A 16,183-nucleotide genomic window follows, 5' to 3' on the forward strand; every position below is an offset into this window, starting at 1 on the left:
CAGCAATTCGTCCCTGGCCCGCCACGCCGTCCCGCCGGGTGTGACCGGCCGGTTCGAGCAGCCGGTAACGCCCGGCGAGAGTTCCCTTTTTCGCTGCCAGCCGTAAACCCCTCTTCGACGCCTACCGCCCTCGAAGAGAAATACGGCCGAAACGCGCAGCGGGTTCGATTCGCCGGGAATTCTCACCCGCGGGACAGCGTCGCCCCTTCCCGGACCGCAGCGGTGCTTTCCCCGGCGACGAACGCGGGGACCACGGTGGCGGGCTCGGCGTCCGGACCGCCGTCGAGCTGGTGCACCGCCCGCCGGACGGCGAGCTCGCCCAGCTCGGCCGCCGGGACCACCACCGCGGTGGGCCGGAGCCGCTGCTGCCCCGCCACGGTGGCCGAGCACACCGCGACGACGGAGACGTCGCCGGGGACCTCGCGTCCGCGCTGCCGGAGGGTGCCCATGACGAGCGGGAGCGCCGCTTCGTCGGGCACGACGAGCGCGGTGGGACCGCCGTCGGCGAGCAGCTTGTCCAGGCTCCGGCCGACGCCGTCGGCGGTCGGCGCGCACGAGTGGGAAACCGCTTTCACCCCGTGTTCCGCCGCGGCGGCGTGGAAGCTGGCCACGAACTCCGTCAGGTACCGGAGCCGGGGGCCGGGCGAGGTGGCCGGCGGCGCGAGGTACGCGACCGACCGGTGGCCGAGCCCGGCGAGGTGGGCGAGGCAGGCCCGCCCGGCCGGCGCGAGGTCGAGCGGCACCGACGCCAGGCCGCGGTGCCGGGCCGGCGCGCCGACCAGGACCGCGGGGCGCCCGGAGGCCAGCAGGACGGGCACCCGCGGGTCGTCGTCGCCGGCGTCGAGCACGATCACCGCGTCGGCCAAGGCGGCCGCCGTCACCCGGTGCAGGCCGGCGGTGCCTTCGTCGCCGGTGACCAGGAGCAGGTCGAAGCCGAGCTCGCGGGCCGCGCCCGCGGCCGCGGAGAAGAACTCCATCTCCATGCCCAGCTGCCGGTCCCCGAGCAGCGGCACCGCCACCGCGAGGACACCGGCGCGGGGCGACGGCGAGCCGCCGCGGCGCCGGTAGCCGAGGGCGCGGATGGTTTCCTCCACCCGGCGCCGGGTGGCGGGGGAGATCGTCCGCTTGCCGGTGATCACGTAGGAGACCGTGCTCGCCGAGACGCCGGCCGCGTTCGCCACGTCGGTGATCGTCACCGCGCCGCGGCCGCCGCCGGATGGCTCGTCCGCCACGTCGCGGAAATTCGTCATCTTCGTGAGGACTTTCTCGAGACCCATTGTCCGATCCGTTGTCCGGTCGGAAGTTAGCGCTAACAGGAAGGGGTGGACGTCGACCATAATGCCGCTCAACGCGACCGGTCAAGACACCTTCGTCGGATGATCGAAAACGGCGCGGGCGTCGATTCACGCCCCGGGACGGCAGTCGGTCACCGGCATCCCGCGGTTGCCGCCGCGGGCCAGGGCGATGAAGCCGAAGGTGGTCGATTCGCCCGGCTTCAGGGCCGCATTCCATTCGGCGTTCGCGATCGCCGAGGTGGTGCCGGTCCGCACGAGCCTGCCGTTCCAGAGGTCGTCGATGCTCGTCCCGGCCGGCGTCGCCCAGCTGACCGTCCACCCGCTGACTTCGGCCCGTCCGCTGTTGCGGACGGTCACCAGGCCCTGGAAGCCGCCGTTCCACGACTTCACGACCTGGTAGCGCGCGGCGCAGGCCGGCGGGGCGGCGGACCGGGTCGTGAGCGGCGCCGTCAACGGGGTCACGGACGGGTTCACGGACGGGGTCACGGACGGCGCCGAAGCGAGCTGGGCCGCCGCACTCGCGGGTTCCCGGCCGGGCGGGAGCGACGTCGCCGGCACCACGGCGGCCGCGGCCAGGACCACCGCCGTCGCGGCGAAGACCACCCGGGAACGGCGACGGCGGACCGGTGCGGGTGTGTGGCCGGCCAGCGCCGCCACCGGGGCCACGACGGGCGCGGTGGCGCGGCTCAGCAGCCGGGCCGCCCCGGCCATCGCGGGCCGGGCGGCCGGGTCCCGGTGGAGCAGCCGGAGGACGGCGTCGGTGACCGGGCCGCTGGTCGCGGGCGGGCGGATGTGGCCGGCGCCGACGCGCTTGAGCAGAGCCAGCTGGTTTTCGTCGGTGCCGAACGGCGGCCGTCCTTCGAGTGCCGTGTAGAGGGTGGCGCCCAGTGAGTAGACGTCGGCGGGAAAGCCGGGCTCGGCGCCGTCCGCGACCTCCGGGGCGAGGTAGGCCGGCGTGCCGACGACCAGCCCGCGCCCGGTGGCGGTGCCTTCGCCACGCGCGTGGGCCACGCCGAAGTCGGTGATCTTCGCCGAGCCGTCGGTGGTGACGAGGACATTGTTGGGACTGATGTCGCGGTGCACCACGCCTTCCGCGTGCGCCGCGGCCAGCGCCGACGCGAGCTGGGCGCCCAGCTCGGCCGCGTACTCCGGCACCAGCGGGCCGTGCTCCTCCAGCAGGTCGGTCAGCGTGCGGGCGGGCAGGTACTCCATCGTGATGTAGGCCGCGGTGCCCTCCTCGACGACGTCGTGGACGACGACCGCATGCGGGTGGCGCAGCCGGGCGGTGACCCGGGCCTCCCGGATCGTCCGCTCGCGCGTGCGCTCCGCGGCCGCGGGGTCGGCGGGGGAGTCGGGGAAGAGCTGCTTGATCGCCACCAGGCGGTCGAGCCGTTCGTCCTTCGCCCGCCAGACGGCCCCCATCGCGCCGTGCCCCGCCCGGCCGAGCACGCGGTAGCGGCCGGCGATCACTGCCCCTTCGTGCACGGGCACGCTCCCCTCTCTTCGTTCGTCGTGAAGGGACACGGCCGGTCGCGACGCGCAGTTCGGCGCGTCGGCCCGATTCACTCACCCGGGTGGGGCCGAAAATTGCGTTCGACGTATTCGTTCCGGATGCCGGAAAACAGAGCGGGCGCTACGGAAGAAATGGCGATCCGGTTGTGACGGATCGATAACGGTCTCAGTTCGTCCGGCAGCCGACGACCGGAACGCCCGGGTGCCCGGCCGTGATGTCCTGGTTCAGCCCGAACGTGGCCGAGCCGCCGGGTTCGACGAGGGCGTTCCAGCCCGCGTCGGTCACGGTCACCGACGAACCGGTCCGGGCCAGGGTGCCGTTCCACAGGTCCCGGATGTCGGCCCCGCCGGGCTGCACCCAGGTCACCGTCCAGCCGGTGAGCCGCGTCGGCCGGTCGTTGTGCACCGTCACCTGCGCCTGGGCGCCGCCCGGCCAGGCGTTCGTGACCTCGTAGCGGGCGGTGCACCCCGGCGTCGCGGCGGAGGCGGGCGGGGTGGAGTGCCGTGCCGGCCCGTCGGACGCGCGGGCCGGCACCGGCGCGGGGGCCGTGGTGGTGCTGCGGACGGTGTGGTCGGCGGTGACGGTCGCGGGCGGCGCCTCGACGGGGGCCGCCGTCGTGGTCCCGGGCCGGTCGGCGAGGGCGAGGCCGGCCGCCACGCTCACCGACGCCAGGCACGCCGCGGCCCCGGTGACGGCGGCGCGGCGCCACCCGGACCGGCGCCGCGGCGCGGCCGTGGCCGGCCTGCCCACGGCGGCCAGGAGTTCCACCGCCTCCTGCATCGACGGGCGCGCGGCCGGGTCGCGTTCGAGCATCCGCAGCAGCACGGCGGTCAGCGGACCGCCGTGGGGTGGCGGGCTCAGCTGGTTCTCGGTGATCCGCCGCAGCAACGTGATCGGGTCGTCGCTGGTGCCGAACGGCGGGGTGCCCTCGAGGGCGGTGTAGAGGGTGGCGCCGAGCGAGTAGACGTCGGACGGCAGGCCCGCCTCGCCGCCCCCGGCGACTTCCGGCGCCAGGTAGGGGAGCGTGCCGACGATGACGCCGTCGTCGGCCGCCGGGTGCTCGCCGAGGGCGCGCGACACGCCGAAGTCGGTGATCCGGGCGGTCCCGTCGGCGGTGACGAGGACGTTGTTGGGCGTGACGTCCCGGTGCAGGATCCAGTCGCCGTGCGCGGCGGCGAGCGCGGCGCCGACCTGCCGCCCGAGCCGCAGCACGTCGCAGCGCGGCAGCGGCCCGCGGTCGAGGAGGAGCTCGGTCAGGGACCGGGCGGGCACGTACTCCATGACCAGGTACATCGAGCCGGCGTCTTCGAACACGTCGTGCACCGCCACGGCGTGCGGGTGGCGCAGCCGCGACGCCAGCCGCGCCTCGCGGATCGCCCGCTCGCAGACGTCGCCGCCCGCGCCCGGCTCGTGCAGGAACTGCTTGACGGCCACGACGCGGTCCAGCCGCTCGTCCCTGGCCCGCCACACGAGGCTCATCGCGCCGCGGCCGAGGTGCCCCAGGAGCCGGTAGCGCCCGTTGACGAGCTGTTCCTCGAAAGCCACCCGTACCCCTGCGTCGTCGGCGAAACGAGGCACTTTCTAGCAGAAGACGGCGGTGCGGTGGGCGTTCGGAGTCGACTGGATCGGCAACCGTTACCCGCACCGGCGGCCGCCCGATCCGGGCATGCGCCGCACCCGGGTCCGAATTCGACGAATTCGGTGGCGGGGCGGAAGTCGCGGCCGTGGAGGCGTACGGTGTGGGGCATCGCGGTTCAACCGGCAGCCGCCCGCCAGCTCGCCCGTGCGTCCGTCCCGTGGGTGGGCCGGGAGGCGGAGCGCCTTCCCGGCCGTCCCTCGCTTCGAGGAGGCCTGTGTGCTCGACCAGATTGCCGCTCCCCGGTTCCGCGTCGACGTCCCGTCCGCGATGACCCTGCGGGTGACCGCCACGGCGGAGGCGACGATCGTCGCGGTCCGCGGCGAGATCGACCTGCCGGTGCTGGGCCGGCTCCGGACGCGGCTGGGCGAGGAGATCGACCTCGCGCCCCGGGCGCTGGTGCTGGACCTGTCGGAAGTGTCGTTCTGCGGCGCGGGCGGGGTGACGGAGCTGCTGGTGGCGGCCTCGGAGGCGCACGTGAGCGGGGTGCCGTTCGCGATCGCGGCCCGGGGACGCGCGGTACTGCGGCCGCTCGAGGTCCTCGGCCTGGAGCAGGTGCTCCCGATCCACCGCGATGTCGAAGCGGCGGCGGACTGGCTGGCCCTGCTGCCCCGCCTGCGGGCCACCACCCGCGGCTGACCGCAGTCCGACCCGTCCGGGTACGCGGGCTCGCCGCGGTCGTCACCGCCGGTTCAGGCGCTCCCGCTGGGGCACGACGACGTACTTGGGGTCCTTCGTGGACTCGACGCCGGCCTCGAACACCCCGAAGCGCTGCAAAGCGCTCCCGGCGAACAATGCCGAACCGGCCGCCACCGACAGCGCGCGGCTGCGGTGCCCGAACAGCGCGCCCAGCAACCCCGCCGCGGTCAGGCGTTCCGACCACTTGCGCAGCCGGTGCGCCTTGCCCGTCGTGTACGCCTCCGCCGTGAGGCCGAGCCGCTTCTCCAGCACCTTCGCCGCCACCAGTTCCGTCGCCGCGCCGAGGGCCGCCAATGTGCGGGCCGGGCCCGCCTCCTCGACGGGGACGAGCACCATCGCGAAGCCGCCGGAACTCGCCGCCGCCGAGCCGGTGAACACGAACGGCAGTTCCGCGTGGGCCTCGTGCCACGCCGGAACCGCCGTCTGCGACAGCAGGACGGCCGTGTAGGACGCGACGGCCGGGGCGACGACCGCCGACGACAGCCCCGCGGGCCGGGCCAGCGCGCCCAGGAGCCGGCCGGGCAGCGAGCGGCGCAGCCCGGCGGGCAGCACCTCGGCGGCCGCGGCGACGCCCATCCCGGGCCCGAACGCGCTCAGGATCCACGTCCCCACGCTCATCGGCGACGTCGGTTTCGCGACCCGCAGCATGTGGTGGAACCGCTCGGGCCGCCCGAGGTCGGCGACGAGCAGGTAGACACTGGCGAGCAGCGCCGCCATCGACCCCGTGCGGCCCACCCGGCGCAGCGCGGGACGGCCGGTCAGGTCGGCTCCGGCGGCCAGCAGCGACGTCCCCGCCGCGAGCCCGCCGGTGAACAGGTACGCCGGCACCTTCCACTCCCACACCGGCGGCTTGAGCACCGGCCGCCCGTAGTAGGAGCGGAATTCGGCGCGCGGCACCATGGATTCCTCGCGCGTGCCGTCGCCACCGCCGCGTTTGCGCCGCCGCCCGAAGACACGGGCGCCGGTGTCCGCGGCCTGGGCGTCGCTGCGGGGTTCGCGCAGCAGGGGGTCTTCACTCATCGGCGGTGTCCTCCGAATGCGGCGTGCGGGGTCACCGGCGCCTCCGGCCGAACGACGCGACCGCGGCGGCGAGCAGTGCCGAGGCCGCCATCCCGGCGTACTTCCACATCGCGGGCAGGTCGCGCGTCGGCACCACTGGATCCGGCGGCAGCCCGTAGACCTCGGGCTCGTCCAGCAGCAGGAAGAACGCGCCGTTGCCGCCGACGCCGTCGGCCGGGTCGTGGCCGTACAGCCGCGCTTCCGGCACCCCGCGTTCGTGCAGCTGCTCGACGCGACGGGCCGCCCGCTCGCGCAGCTCGTCGAGTTCGCCGAACTGGATCGAGTCCGTCGGGCACGCCTTCGCGCACGCCGGTTCGAGACCGTCGTGGAGCCGGTCGTAGCAGAGCGTGCACTTCTGCGCCCGCCCGTCGTCCGGGCGCCGGTCGATGACGCCGTACGGGCAGCCGGAAACGCAGTAGCCGCAGCCGTTGCAGATGTCCTGCTGCACCACGACCGTGCCGAACTCGGTGCGGAACAGCGCGCCCGTGGGGCAGACGTCGAGGCAGCCGGCGTGCGTGCAGTGCTTGCACACGTCCGACGCCATCAGCCAGCGGAAGTCGGTCCGGCCCTCGGCCCCGGTCTGCGCGCCCGGCAGGTCGAACGACGGCATCCCGAGGTTCTCCGGCGCCCGCGGCAGGGGCGTGGTGCCCAGCCCGCCGCCACCGCGCGGGGCGTCGCGCAGCTCGTCGGCCACGAAGGCGGTGGTCACGTCGATCGCGGACGGGCCGGTCGGCAGCCCTTCGAGCCCCGGCGACTGCTCCCCGAGCGGGCGCTGCTGCTCGATGAAGGCCACGTGCCGCCACGAGTTCGCGCCCAGCGCGCCGGTGTTGTCGAACGACATCCCCAGCAGGTCGAGCCCGTCTTCCGGGACGTTGTTCCACTCCTTGCAGGCGACTTCGCAGGCCTTGCAGCCGATGCACACCGACGTGTCGGTGAAGAACCCGACCCGCGGCGGGTGCCCGGTGTGCCCGGCCTCGCCGGCGACGTCCGGCAGCGGCCCGGACAGCCGGTCTTCGATGCTCATGGTCGGTCCTCCGTGGCGTGACCGGGTTCGACGTGCCGCGTGTCGTGCACGGTCGCGACCTGCGTGCCCGTTTCCGGCGTGATCCCCGCCCGCGTGCGGTACTCCTCGAGCAGCGCGAGCAGCTCGCCGCCGCGCGGCCGCCGTCCGGGCCGGACGTCGCACGTGGCGACCTTGCTCTCCTGGATGAAGACGTTCGGGTCCACCACCACGCCCAGCAGGTCGTTGACGACGTCGCGGGAGACCAGCCCGGAGCCGCCCCAGTGGTAGGGCATCCACACCTGGTGCACGACCTGGTCCTGTACGCGCAGCGGCGCCATCCGGTCGGTCACGAACACCCGCGCCTCCACGGCCGCCCGCGCGGTGACGACGTGCGCCCAGCCCAGGTGCGAGAGCCCGCGCAGCTTGGCCAGCTCGGGGGAGACCTCGACGAACAGGTCCGGCTGCAGCTCCGACAGGTAGGGCAGGGTGCGGCTCATCCCGCCCGCGGTGTGGTGCTCGGTCAGCCGCGCGGCGGTGAACACGAACGGGAACACCTCGCCGTGCGCCTCGGGCGGCGACGGGTGCGACGGGTTGTCCTTGCGCCCGTAGACCTTCCGCGTCGGATTGGCCTGCTGCGCGTAGAACGGGTTGCGGAACGGCGATTCGTGCGGCTCGTAGTGCGTCGGCAGCGGCCCGTCGGCCAGCCCCGTCGGCGCGAACAGCCAGGCCTTGCCGTCGGACTGCATGATGAACGGGTCGTCGCCGCGCAGGGCGGCCGGGCCGACGGCGTCCGGCGGCGGGACGTGGTCCGGCGGCTTGGTCTTTTCGAAGTCGGGGACGTCGTGACCGGTCCACTCGCCGCGCTCGGCGTCCCACCACACGAGGGCCTTGCGCTCGCTCCACGGCCGCCCCTGCGGGTCGGCCGAAGCGCGGTTGTAGAGCACCCGCCGGTTCAGCGGCCACACCCAGCCCCACTCCCGCGCGTACAGGTCCTGCTCGAAGCGGGACTTGCGGCGCGCGGCCTGGTTGACGCCGTCGGCGTAGACGCCGCTGTAGATCCAGCACCCGCAGGACGTGCTGCCGTCGGCCTTGAGCTCCAGGTAGCCGCCGACCTCCTTGCCGGTGGTGAGGTCCCGGCCGCTGATCCGCCGCAGCACGTCCTCGGCGGACGGTTCGTCGCCGTGGACCGCGTAGTCCCAGGAAAGGTCCAGCACCGGCCGGTCGCGCTCGTCGGCCGACCCCGCCAGCCGGTCACGGACCAGCCGGCCCAGGTGGTAGAAGAACCACAGCTCCGAGCGCTGGTCCCCGGCCGGGTCGACGGCTTTCTCGCGCCACTGCAGCATGCGCTGGGTCTGGGTGAACGTCCCTTCCTTCTCCACGTGCGAGGCGGCGGGGAAGAAGAACACCTCGGTCCGGCACTGCTCGGTGACGATCTCGCCGGTCTCGATCTCCGGCGAGTCCTTCCAGAAGGTCGCGCTCTCGATCATCGTCAGGTCCCGGACGACCAGCCAGTCGAGGTTGGCCATGCCGAGCCGCTGCAGCCGGCCGTGCGCCGATCCCACGGCCGGGTTCTGCCCGAGCAGGAAGTACCCGGACACCTTCCCGTCGACCATGTCCATGACCGTGCGGTAGGTGCCGTGGTCGCCGTTGATCCGCGGCAGGTAGTCGAAGCAGAAGTCGTTGTCCGCGGTGGCTTTTTCGCCCCAGTACTCCTTGAGCAGCGAGACGGTGTAGGCGTCGGCGTTGCGCCAGAAGCCCTTCTGCTTGTCGCCGCTGACGGTGTCCAGGTAGTCGGCCAGCGTGGCCTGTTCGGGCGTGGGCATCGGCAGGTAGCCGGGCAGCAGGTTGAACAGGGTCGGGATGTCGGTCGAGCCCTGGATGCTCGCGTGCCCGCGCAGCGCGAACACCCCGCCGCCGGGGCGCCCGATGTTGCCGAGCAGCAGCTGGATGATCGAGCCGGCCCGGATGTACTGGGCGCCGACGCTGTGCTGCGTCCAGCCGACGCTGTAGACCAGAGCGGCGGTGCGTTCCCGGCCCGAGTTGCTCGTCCAGGCGGCACAGACGCGCTGGAACAGCTCCTTCGGCGTCCCGCAGGTCGCCTCGACCATCTCCGGCGTGTACCGGGCGTAGTGCCGCTTGAGGATCTGGAACACGCAGCGGGGGTGCTGCAGCGTCGGGTCGGCGGCGATCTCCTCGCTGCCGCCTTCGAGCACCGGGCCGCCCGAGCCGTGCTGGTCGGACGCCGACGTCTCCTTGCCGTGCCCGCCGCCTTCCTTCTTCGCGATGCTCTCGTAGTGCCAGGTCGCCGGGTCGTAGGCGGCCTTGGCTTCGTCATAGCCGCTGAACAGGCCGTCCAGGTCCTCGGTGTCCCGGAAGTCCTCGCTCACCAGGAAGGAGGCGTTGGTGTAGGCGACCACGTACTCGCGGAAGTCGAGGTCGTTGCTCAGGATGTGGTTGATCACGCCGCCGAGGAACGCGATGTCCGTGCCGGCCCGCAGCGGGACGTGGGCGTCGGCCAGCGCGCTGGTGCGCGTGAACCGCGGGTCGATGTGCAGCACCTCGGCCCCGCGGGCCTTCGCCTCCATCACCCACTGGAACCCCACCGGGTGCGCCTCGGCCATGTTCGAGCCCATGATGACGACGCAGTCGGAGTTCTGCAGGTCCTGCTGGTAGTCCGTCGCGCCACCGCGACCGAAGGAAGTCCCCAGACCGGGAACCGTGGCGGAGTGTCAAATACGCGCCTGGTTTTCGATCTGGATCGCGCCCAGCGCCGTGAAGAGCTTCTTGATCAGGTAGTTCTCTTCGTTGTCCAGGGTGGCGCCGCCGAGGCTCGCGAGGCCCATCGTGCGGCGCAGCGGCTTGCCGTGCTCGTCGCTGTCCTGCCAGCCCTTGCGGCGGGCATCGAGCACGCGGTCGACGACCATGTCCATGGCCGTGGCGAGATCCAGCTCGGTCCACTCGGTGGCGTACGGCGCGCGGTAGCGGACCTTCTGCTCGCGCTGCGGGCCGGTGACCAGCTGCTTGCTCGCCGAGCCCTTGGGGCAGAGGCGGCCGCGGGAGATCGGGCTGTGCGGATCGCCTTCGATCTGGACGACCTTCTCGTCCTTGACGAAGACCTCCTGCCCGCAGCCGACGGCGCAGTAGGGGCAGACGGACTTGGCGACCCGGTCGGCGCTCGCGGTGCGCGGGGTCAGCGCCGCCGAGTGCGGGGACTCCGCCGCCTTGCCCCGGCCGAGCGGATCCGTGCCGGTCAGCTGGCGGTAGACGGGCCAGGACTCCAGCCACTTCCGTGGTCCCACGCCCACCTCCCGAACCGTGCCCGGCGCCGCTTCTCCGACGGACGGCTACCCGGGTGCCCCCAGCTTAAACCGATCCGGCCGTCACGGCCGGGGATGGACACGCGTCCACCGCCGTCCGGGGCGGTCCCCGGCCGCCGCGGCGCACCGGTGGCAGAGGACGATCCGCTCCTCGGTCGTCTCCGCCAGCCACCGCGCGTCGATCCAGAGGACGTGCGGGAAGCGCTGCAGGCCGGCCTTGTGCAGCGGGACGCCGCAGAGGGTCTGGTTGGTGCCCGGCCGCCAGGCGTGCACGGACCCGCCGGGTGCGCGGACGCCGTCCTCGTCGACCCACCGGTCGGAGGCGGCCACGGCCGGTTCGGTGCGCCTGCTCATGTCGGCCCTCCGTTCCGCGGGTGGGCGGGGGATAACCCCGGACGGGTCCGGGAAACGGAAAAGGCCGCCACCGGGGCAACACCGGTGGCGGCCTTTTCCGCGTGGGTCGTCAGGCGTGGGTCGTCAGGCTTGGGTCGTCAGGTGTCAGGTGGAGAAGGGCGACGACGCCCCTTCCGCCCGCGTCCGGCCACGGCGCCCGGCGGCCGCCAGCGGCTGGGCGACGTCCTCGAGGGACTTGCCCTCCGCGTCCACCGCCAGGAACCGGGCCACCAGGCCGCCCGCGACCATCACCGCCGCGCCCAGCAGATAGCCGACGAACAGGCGGGCCGGGTGGTCGCCCGTGCCGATCAGCGCGCCGTAGATCACCGGGCCCAGCGCACCGAAGCACTGCGCGATCGCGAAGAACACCGCGATCGCCTTCGCCCGGACTTCCAGGGGGAAGATTTCGCTGACCGTCAGGTAACCCGCGCTCGCGCCGGCGGAGGCGAAGAAGAAGATCACGCACCAGGCGATCGTCTGGGTGATCGCGTTGAGCGCGCCCGCGTAGAAGAGCACCGCCGTGATCGCCAGCAGGACGCCGGACACGATGTAGGTCCCGGAGATCATCTTGCGCCGGCCGAGGGTGTCGAACAGGTGCCCGATGGCGAACGGGCCGACCAGGTTGCCCACCGCGAACGCGATGAGGTAGATCGGCGTCGCGGCCGACGACACCCCGTAGAACTTGCCCAGCACCAGCGTGTAGGTGAAGAAGATCGCGTTGTACAGGAACGACTGGCTGATCATCAGCGAGGCACCGAGGACCGCCCGCGACGGGTATTCGCGGAACAGCACCCTGGCCAGCGCCACGTACCCGATCTGCTCGGCGGGCGTCACCTCGATCGCCTTCTTCTCGTCGACCGGGGGCAGGGTACGGCCGCCGTGCTCGACCTCCTGCTCGATCTGGGCGATCGACTCCTCGGCGGCGTCGGCCTTGCCGTGCATGATCTGCCAGCGCGGGCTCTCCGGCAGGTGCCGCCGCACGAGCAGGATGACCAGCCCGAGCACCGGGCCGATGAGGAAGCCCAGCCGCCAGCCCAGCGACAGGTTCAGCTGGTTGAGCAGGATGAACGTGCCGAGCGTGCCGAGCACCGCGCCGGCCCAGTAGGTGCCGTTGACGGCGATGTCCACCCGGCCGCGGTAGCGGGCCGGGATCAGCTCGTCGATGGCGGAGTTGATCGCGGCGTACTCGCCGCCGATGCCCATGCCGGCGACGAACCGGGTGGCGTAGAGGAAGATGACCCAGCCGACACCGTTGCCCAGGGTCAGCGCGGTGAGCCCGCTGCCGACCAGGTAGACGGCCAGCGTCAGCATGAACAGGTTCCGCCGGCCCAGCTTGTCGGAGAGACTGCCGAAGAACAGCGCCCCGACCACCTCGCCGGCGAGGTAGATCGTCGCGAGCAGCCCGACGGCCGCCGACGACATGTGCAGCGTCTCGGGCTTGGTCAGGGTGTCGGCGACCGCGCTGGCCACCGTGATCTCCAGGCCGTCGAGAATCCAGGCCACCCCGAGGGCCACGACCATCCGGGTGTGGAACGGGGACCAGGGCAACCGGTCGATGCGCGCCGGGATGAGCGTGCGCACCCCGGTCGGCGCCGGATCGGGTGTTGCCGCCATGACAACCTCCTTGAGAGCAGATCGCCCCGCGTGACTTCCCCCCGCTTGCCCTGGTGAAACACGATCGGGTCGAGTCGCGTGGTCACGGCTTGTGAGCAGCTGGTGACCGTCATTAACCTGGCGCGGGCGGGTGGCGCCGGAGCCGCAGTCCCCGAACCCGGCCGGTCTCTTCCGAAGATGGGGTGTTTTCGCGTGGCGTCCTCAGGTTCCCCGACCCGGCGGCTGCGGGTTTCGTGCTCGCACGGCGAGCCGGCGTTCCTGGCCCTGGCCGGCGAGCTCGACGCCGGGACGGTGCTCGTCGTCGTCGGGGCGGTGGCCGCGGCGCTGGCCGTGAGCCCGGAACCGCAGGTGATCGTGCTGGACCTCGGCGGCCTGCAGTTCCTCGGCGCCGCGGGGGTCCGGGTGCTGAGCGCGGTGACCGACCGCGCCGCCGCCCGCAACGCCCGGCTGCGGGTCGTCACCGGCGGCAACGCCGTGGTGAGCCGGGCGCTGCGGCTGACCGGGGCGGAGCGGGTGCTGGACGTCTACCCCGATCGCGATACCGCACTGAGCGCCGGCGACGGCCGCGAATTCCTCCGGCTGGCCGCCCGGATGTGGCACAGCTGACCGTCCACATCGGACGTTCTCACCGCTTGAGTTCCGCGTAGGCGATGACGTTGTCGAGGTAGTTCCGGTTCGCCGCGTCGTACCGGCCGCCGCAGGTGATCAGGCGCAGCTGCGGATCGGGCGTGTCGCCGTACACCGCTTCGGTCGGGAACGCGTCCTTCGCGACCTGCTCCACCTTCGTCACGGCGAACGTCAGCCGGCCACCGTCGGCGCGGTCGACGTACACCTCTTCGCCCGGCTTCAGCTCGTGCAACCGCCAGAAGATGCCCTTCCGGTGGCCGCCGTCGATGTGGCCGAGGAGCACCGCGGGCCCGGTTTCGCCCGGCGCCGGGCCGTACTCGTACCAGCCGGCCTGCAGTGGCCGGTCGACCGGCGGGACCTCGACCGTGCGGTCGGGGTTGAGGCCGAGCGGCACGAGTGACGACTGGGCGCCGATGGCCGGGACGTCGAGCGCGGACGGCAGGGACCGCGCCGGTCCGGCGGGCACGGGTGCCGGCGGCGGCGTGGGTGCCGCCGGCGCGGCGCACCCGGAAAGGACCAGGGCCAGGAGGATCGGAATGGCGCGGCGGAACACGGTCAGCCCTCCGCGGCGAGGCTGCCGTCACCGGTCTGCGGCGCCCCGGCGGGGACGACGGTGACCTGCCGGGCCTGGTCGGGCCGCGGCGGCGCCGCGGGCGCGCGTTCGCCGGACGGGCCGCAGACCACCGAGGCCAGCTTCACGTCCCCGCGGCCGAGCTCGCCGCCGAGCAGCTTGATGTGCAGCGCCGTCACCTCGAGGTGGCCGTCGTAGCGCTGGAGCTGTTCGTTGACGATCACCTCCGCCACGCCCGGGACGCCGAGCCGCTGGTTCGGCGTGGTGGCCGCGGGCAGCGTGCCCAGGCGGCCGAGGGTGGCGCCGGCGAGGTCACTGCCGCCGGTGACGTGGCCGTCGGCCGCCGCACAGCGGGCGCTGACCAGCCGGATGGCCGGCACGCGGCCGGCGACGGGGCCGAGCAGGGGCAGTGCCGCCTCGGCGACCGCGGCCTTCGCCGCCGTGGAACCGGCGCCGGTCACCACGGAACTGGTGATCGCCTTCGCGGTGACGAGGCCGGCGAGGGGCGCGTCGACCGCGCTGGCCGAGGCCGGGCCCCGGCTGCTGGACGCGGCCAGCGGGCCCGTGCCGGTCGCTTTGCCGCCGGGCGCCAGGGAAACGCTCGCGGAAGCGCCGAACGCCGACCCGCTGACGGCGTCGTCCGCCGCCGCGGTACCGGCGGAAGCGGCGAGCACGGCAGCAGCCACGCCCCCGGCCCGGAGCAGAGTGGTGCATGAGGAATTCCTTTCCGCGGCAACGGATGCCGGAACACGAGCGGGGACGCGGCACCGGTGACGACGACCGGTTCGCCGGAGAAGCTCGGCCAAGCTACCAAAATCGCCGATGCGGGCAAGGAAGTCGCGGGGTGGCGGAGGCGGAGGTGGGTGCGCGAAAAGTGATCACGCACTCCGGCGCCACCGTGAAGTGGCCGTTCTCGCCGGGGTTTTCCCGGCGTTCGCCGACGGTCGGTAGTGCGCGCTGCGGCATCCGGGGGAGGCGGACGGCGGATCCGACACGGTCGGGTGATTGCCGGGACGGGGGCCGGAAAACACGGACCGTGATGTGACCGCCACGGAATTCCCGCCGTGGAAGGGAAATCGGCTTGCGCCGGAGCGGGATCTTTTGTCTGTCCGGCGAAAGCCGTGGTGATCCGCGCGGCGGTCCGCACCGGGCCGCCGCGCGGGTCCGGTCAGCGCGGGGCCTTGGCCGCCGCGAAGTAGGCGTTCGAGGGACCGGTGAACGACAGCACGACACCGACCACCGCGGCGAGCACCGCCAGGTAGCCGCCGATCGTGCTCTGGCCGATCAGCAGCGAGAGCAGCTGCAGGGCGGTGAGCACGGTCAGCACGATGCGCGCCCAGTTGCGGCCGGCGCGCAGCTTGAAGGCGAACAGCACGTACAGCGCGGCGAAGATCACCGCGATCACGACCGCCGTGATCATCGTGACGTTCACCGCCTGGTCGATCTGCGCGTCGGTCAGGTTGCCGCCGCGCTGCCGGTTCGTGTCGCGGAGGGTCGCGGCGATCTGGTCCCGGCTGGCGAAGATCAGCAGACCGCCGATCAGCCCGATGACCGGGGCCGCGATGAACGCCCAGAAGGCTCCTTCGACCGTGCCCGGCCGGGCCGGGGCGGTCGCCGGCTCGGCCGACGAGGACGACTGCGGGTAGTTCAGTGATTCACTCATAACGGATCAAATAGCACTCCTCCGGGTGATCCGCACGGCGAGCCGTAGCGGCCGGCTCGGCCGGACGCCGTCCGCGCTCCGGAATTCCCCGTCCGGTCGCCCGTTCCACAGTGGAATCGCCGCCGGCGCCCGCCCGGAAGGCGAAACGCGCAAGATCGGCCGAGTGCGATCAGCGGCCGGTGCTGCCGTCGATCAGCTCGCGCAGGATGTCCGCGTGCCCGGCGTGGCGGCCGGTCTCCTCGATCATGTGCACCAGCGCCCAGCGCATCGACGGCGCGCCGCGGCCGGGGCGCGCCACCGGCTGCGTCAGGTCGGTGCAGGCGTCGATGACGGCGTTCGCCCGCTCGCCGGCGGCGCGGTAGTCCGCCACCACCGAGGCGACGGTTTCCTCCGGCCGCGGCCGGAAGGTGCCGGGCCAGTCGGCGACGTCCTCGCCGAGGAAGGTAAAGCGCTCGACGTGCGCGAGGTGCCGCACCAGGCCCAGCAGCGACGTGCCGGACGGCACACCGGGCGTCCGCACGGCGGGTTCCGGAACGTCCAGCGCCTTGGCGGCCACGGCGGCCCGCAGGTGGTCGAGGAAGCCGCGCAGCACGTCCTTTTCGGCCGGTCCGGTGCGCGGCGGCGGGGTGTCCCGGCGGCGGGTTCGGGGCACGGGTGGTCCTTTCGGCGGGAGGTGGTCGCTGGTTCGATGGTCGGGATGGCTCGGCCGGTGGGGACTGGGGCCGCCGGGTCGGGGCCTCGGCGGGTCCGGCGGATCAGCGGCAGGTGGTTGCTCGTTCGTGGGTCGGGATGG

14 protein-coding genes are annotated in these 16,183 nt (G+C 73.2%); 2 read left to right on the top strand and 12 right to left on the bottom strand.

Going from position 1 to position 16,183, the window contains the following annotated elements; translation table 11 throughout:
* Window positions 1-182 precede the first annotated feature (182 nt).
* The 3 genes from ACLJOU_RS36920 to ACLJOU_RS36930 all read right to left on the bottom strand — a co-directional run bounded on the left by ACLJOU_RS36920 (window position 183) and on the right by ACLJOU_RS36930 (window position 4,353).
* Entirely contained in the window at window positions 183-1,277 is a 1,095-nt protein-coding gene (locus ACLJOU_RS36920) for a LacI family DNA-binding transcriptional regulator (protein ID WP_410573912.1), read from the bottom strand.
* Between the two features lie 126 nt (window positions 1,278-1,403).
* Complete coding sequence (locus tag ACLJOU_RS36925; RefSeq protein ID WP_410573913.1) at window positions 1,404-2,780, bottom strand: serine/threonine-protein kinase; 1,377 nt, start codon at window positions 2,778-2,780, stop codon at window positions 1,404-1,406.
* 193 nt (window positions 2,781-2,973) lie between these two features.
* Window positions 2,974-4,353, bottom strand: coding sequence for a protein kinase domain-containing protein (locus ACLJOU_RS36930; protein ID WP_410573914.1), 1,380 nt, complete (start codon window positions 4,351-4,353; stop codon window positions 2,974-2,976).
* Between the two features lie 310 nt (window positions 4,354-4,663).
* On the opposite strand from ACLJOU_RS36930, the gene ACLJOU_RS36935 reads away from it, so the two are divergent.
* Window positions 4,664-5,083 (top strand): STAS domain-containing protein, encoded by a 420-nt coding sequence (locus ACLJOU_RS36935; protein ID WP_410573915.1) that lies wholly within the window; start codon window positions 4,664-4,666, stop codon window positions 5,081-5,083.
* 42 nt (window positions 5,084-5,125) lie between these two features.
* Here the strand turns inward: ACLJOU_RS36935 and nrfD are convergent, their stop codons facing one another.
* The 5 genes from nrfD to ACLJOU_RS36960 form a co-directional block, all read right to left on the bottom strand.
* Window positions 5,126-6,163, bottom strand: a complete 1,038-nt coding sequence (nrfD, locus tag ACLJOU_RS36940; RefSeq protein WP_410573916.1) for an NrfD/PsrC family molybdoenzyme membrane anchor subunit — start codon at window positions 6,161-6,163, stop codon at window positions 5,126-5,128.
* A 31-nt stretch (window positions 6,164-6,194) separates the two neighbouring features.
* The gene (locus tag ACLJOU_RS36945; RefSeq protein WP_410573917.1) at window positions 6,195-7,226 is read right to left on the bottom strand and encodes a 4Fe-4S dicluster domain-containing protein; all 1,032 of its coding nucleotides are present in this window, start codon (window positions 7,224-7,226) and stop codon (window positions 6,195-6,197) included.
* Window positions 7,223-10,504, bottom strand: coding sequence for a formate dehydrogenase (gene fdh, locus ACLJOU_RS36950; RefSeq protein WP_410573918.1), 3,282 nt, complete (start codon window positions 10,502-10,504; stop codon window positions 7,223-7,225). Before fdh ends, ACLJOU_RS36945 begins: the two co-directional genes overlap by 4 nt.
* An 81-nt stretch (window positions 10,505-10,585) precedes the next feature.
* Window positions 10,586-10,876: a hypothetical protein gene (locus tag ACLJOU_RS36955; RefSeq protein ID WP_410573919.1), complete on the bottom strand. Its 291-nt coding sequence runs from the start codon at window positions 10,874-10,876 to the stop codon at window positions 10,586-10,588.
* 144 nt (window positions 10,877-11,020) lie between these two features.
* Window positions 11,021-12,529: an MFS transporter gene (locus ACLJOU_RS36960; protein WP_410573920.1), complete on the bottom strand. Its 1,509-nt coding sequence runs from the start codon at window positions 12,527-12,529 to the stop codon at window positions 11,021-11,023.
* A gap of 192 nt (window positions 12,530-12,721) precedes the next feature.
* On the opposite strand from ACLJOU_RS36960, the gene ACLJOU_RS36965 reads away from it, so the two are divergent.
* Window positions 12,722-13,135, top strand: a complete 414-nt coding sequence (locus ACLJOU_RS36965; RefSeq protein WP_410573921.1) for an STAS domain-containing protein — start codon at window positions 12,722-12,724, stop codon at window positions 13,133-13,135.
* 19 nt (window positions 13,136-13,154) lie between these two features.
* Here the strand turns inward: ACLJOU_RS36965 and ACLJOU_RS36970 are convergent, their stop codons facing one another.
* The 4 genes from ACLJOU_RS36970 to ACLJOU_RS36985 form a co-directional block, all read right to left on the bottom strand.
* Window positions 13,155-13,709, bottom strand: coding sequence for a class F sortase (locus tag ACLJOU_RS36970; RefSeq protein WP_410573922.1), 555 nt, complete (start codon window positions 13,707-13,709; stop codon window positions 13,155-13,157).
* 2 nt (window positions 13,710-13,711) lie between these two features.
* Entirely contained in the window at window positions 13,712-14,413 is a 702-nt protein-coding gene (locus tag ACLJOU_RS36975; RefSeq protein ID WP_410573923.1) for a choice-of-anchor P family protein, read from the bottom strand.
* A 482-nt stretch (window positions 14,414-14,895) separates the two neighbouring features.
* Complete coding sequence (locus tag ACLJOU_RS36980) at window positions 14,896-15,390, bottom strand: hypothetical protein (RefSeq protein ID WP_410573924.1); 495 nt, start codon at window positions 15,388-15,390, stop codon at window positions 14,896-14,898.
* A 169-nt stretch (window positions 15,391-15,559) separates the two neighbouring features.
* Window positions 15,560-16,042, bottom strand: coding sequence for a DinB family protein (locus ACLJOU_RS36985; protein ID WP_410573925.1), 483 nt, complete (start codon window positions 16,040-16,042; stop codon window positions 15,560-15,562).
* Window positions 16,043-16,183: the final 141 nt, after the last annotated feature.

It is taken from the genome of Amycolatopsis sp. cmx-4-61 (genome assembly GCF_046548775.1).
Taxonomy (GTDB): Bacteria; Actinomycetota; Actinomycetes; order Mycobacteriales; family Pseudonocardiaceae; genus Amycolatopsis.

Coding starts and splice junctions, on each gene's coding strand:
- nrfD (WP_410573916.1), bottom strand. CDS start 6,163: ATGAGTGAAGACCCCCTGCTGCGCGAACCCCGCAGCGACGCCCAGGCC.
- ACLJOU_RS36980 (WP_410573924.1), bottom strand. CDS start 15,390: ATGAGTGAATCACTGAACTACCCGCAGTCGTCCTCGTCGGCCGAGCCG.
- ACLJOU_RS36920 (WP_410573912.1), bottom strand. CDS start 1,277: ATGGGTCTCGAGAAAGTCCTCACGAAGATGACGAATTTCCGCGACGTG.
- ACLJOU_RS36955 (WP_410573919.1), bottom strand. CDS start 10,876: ATGAGCAGGCGCACCGAACCGGCCGTGGCCGCCTCCGACCGGTGGGTC.
- ACLJOU_RS36945 (WP_410573917.1), bottom strand. CDS start 7,226: ATGAGCATCGAAGACCGGCTGTCCGGGCCGCTGCCGGACGTCGCCGGC.
- ACLJOU_RS36960 (WP_410573920.1), bottom strand. CDS start 12,529: ATGGCGGCAACACCCGATCCGGCGCCGACCGGGGTGCGCACGCTCATC.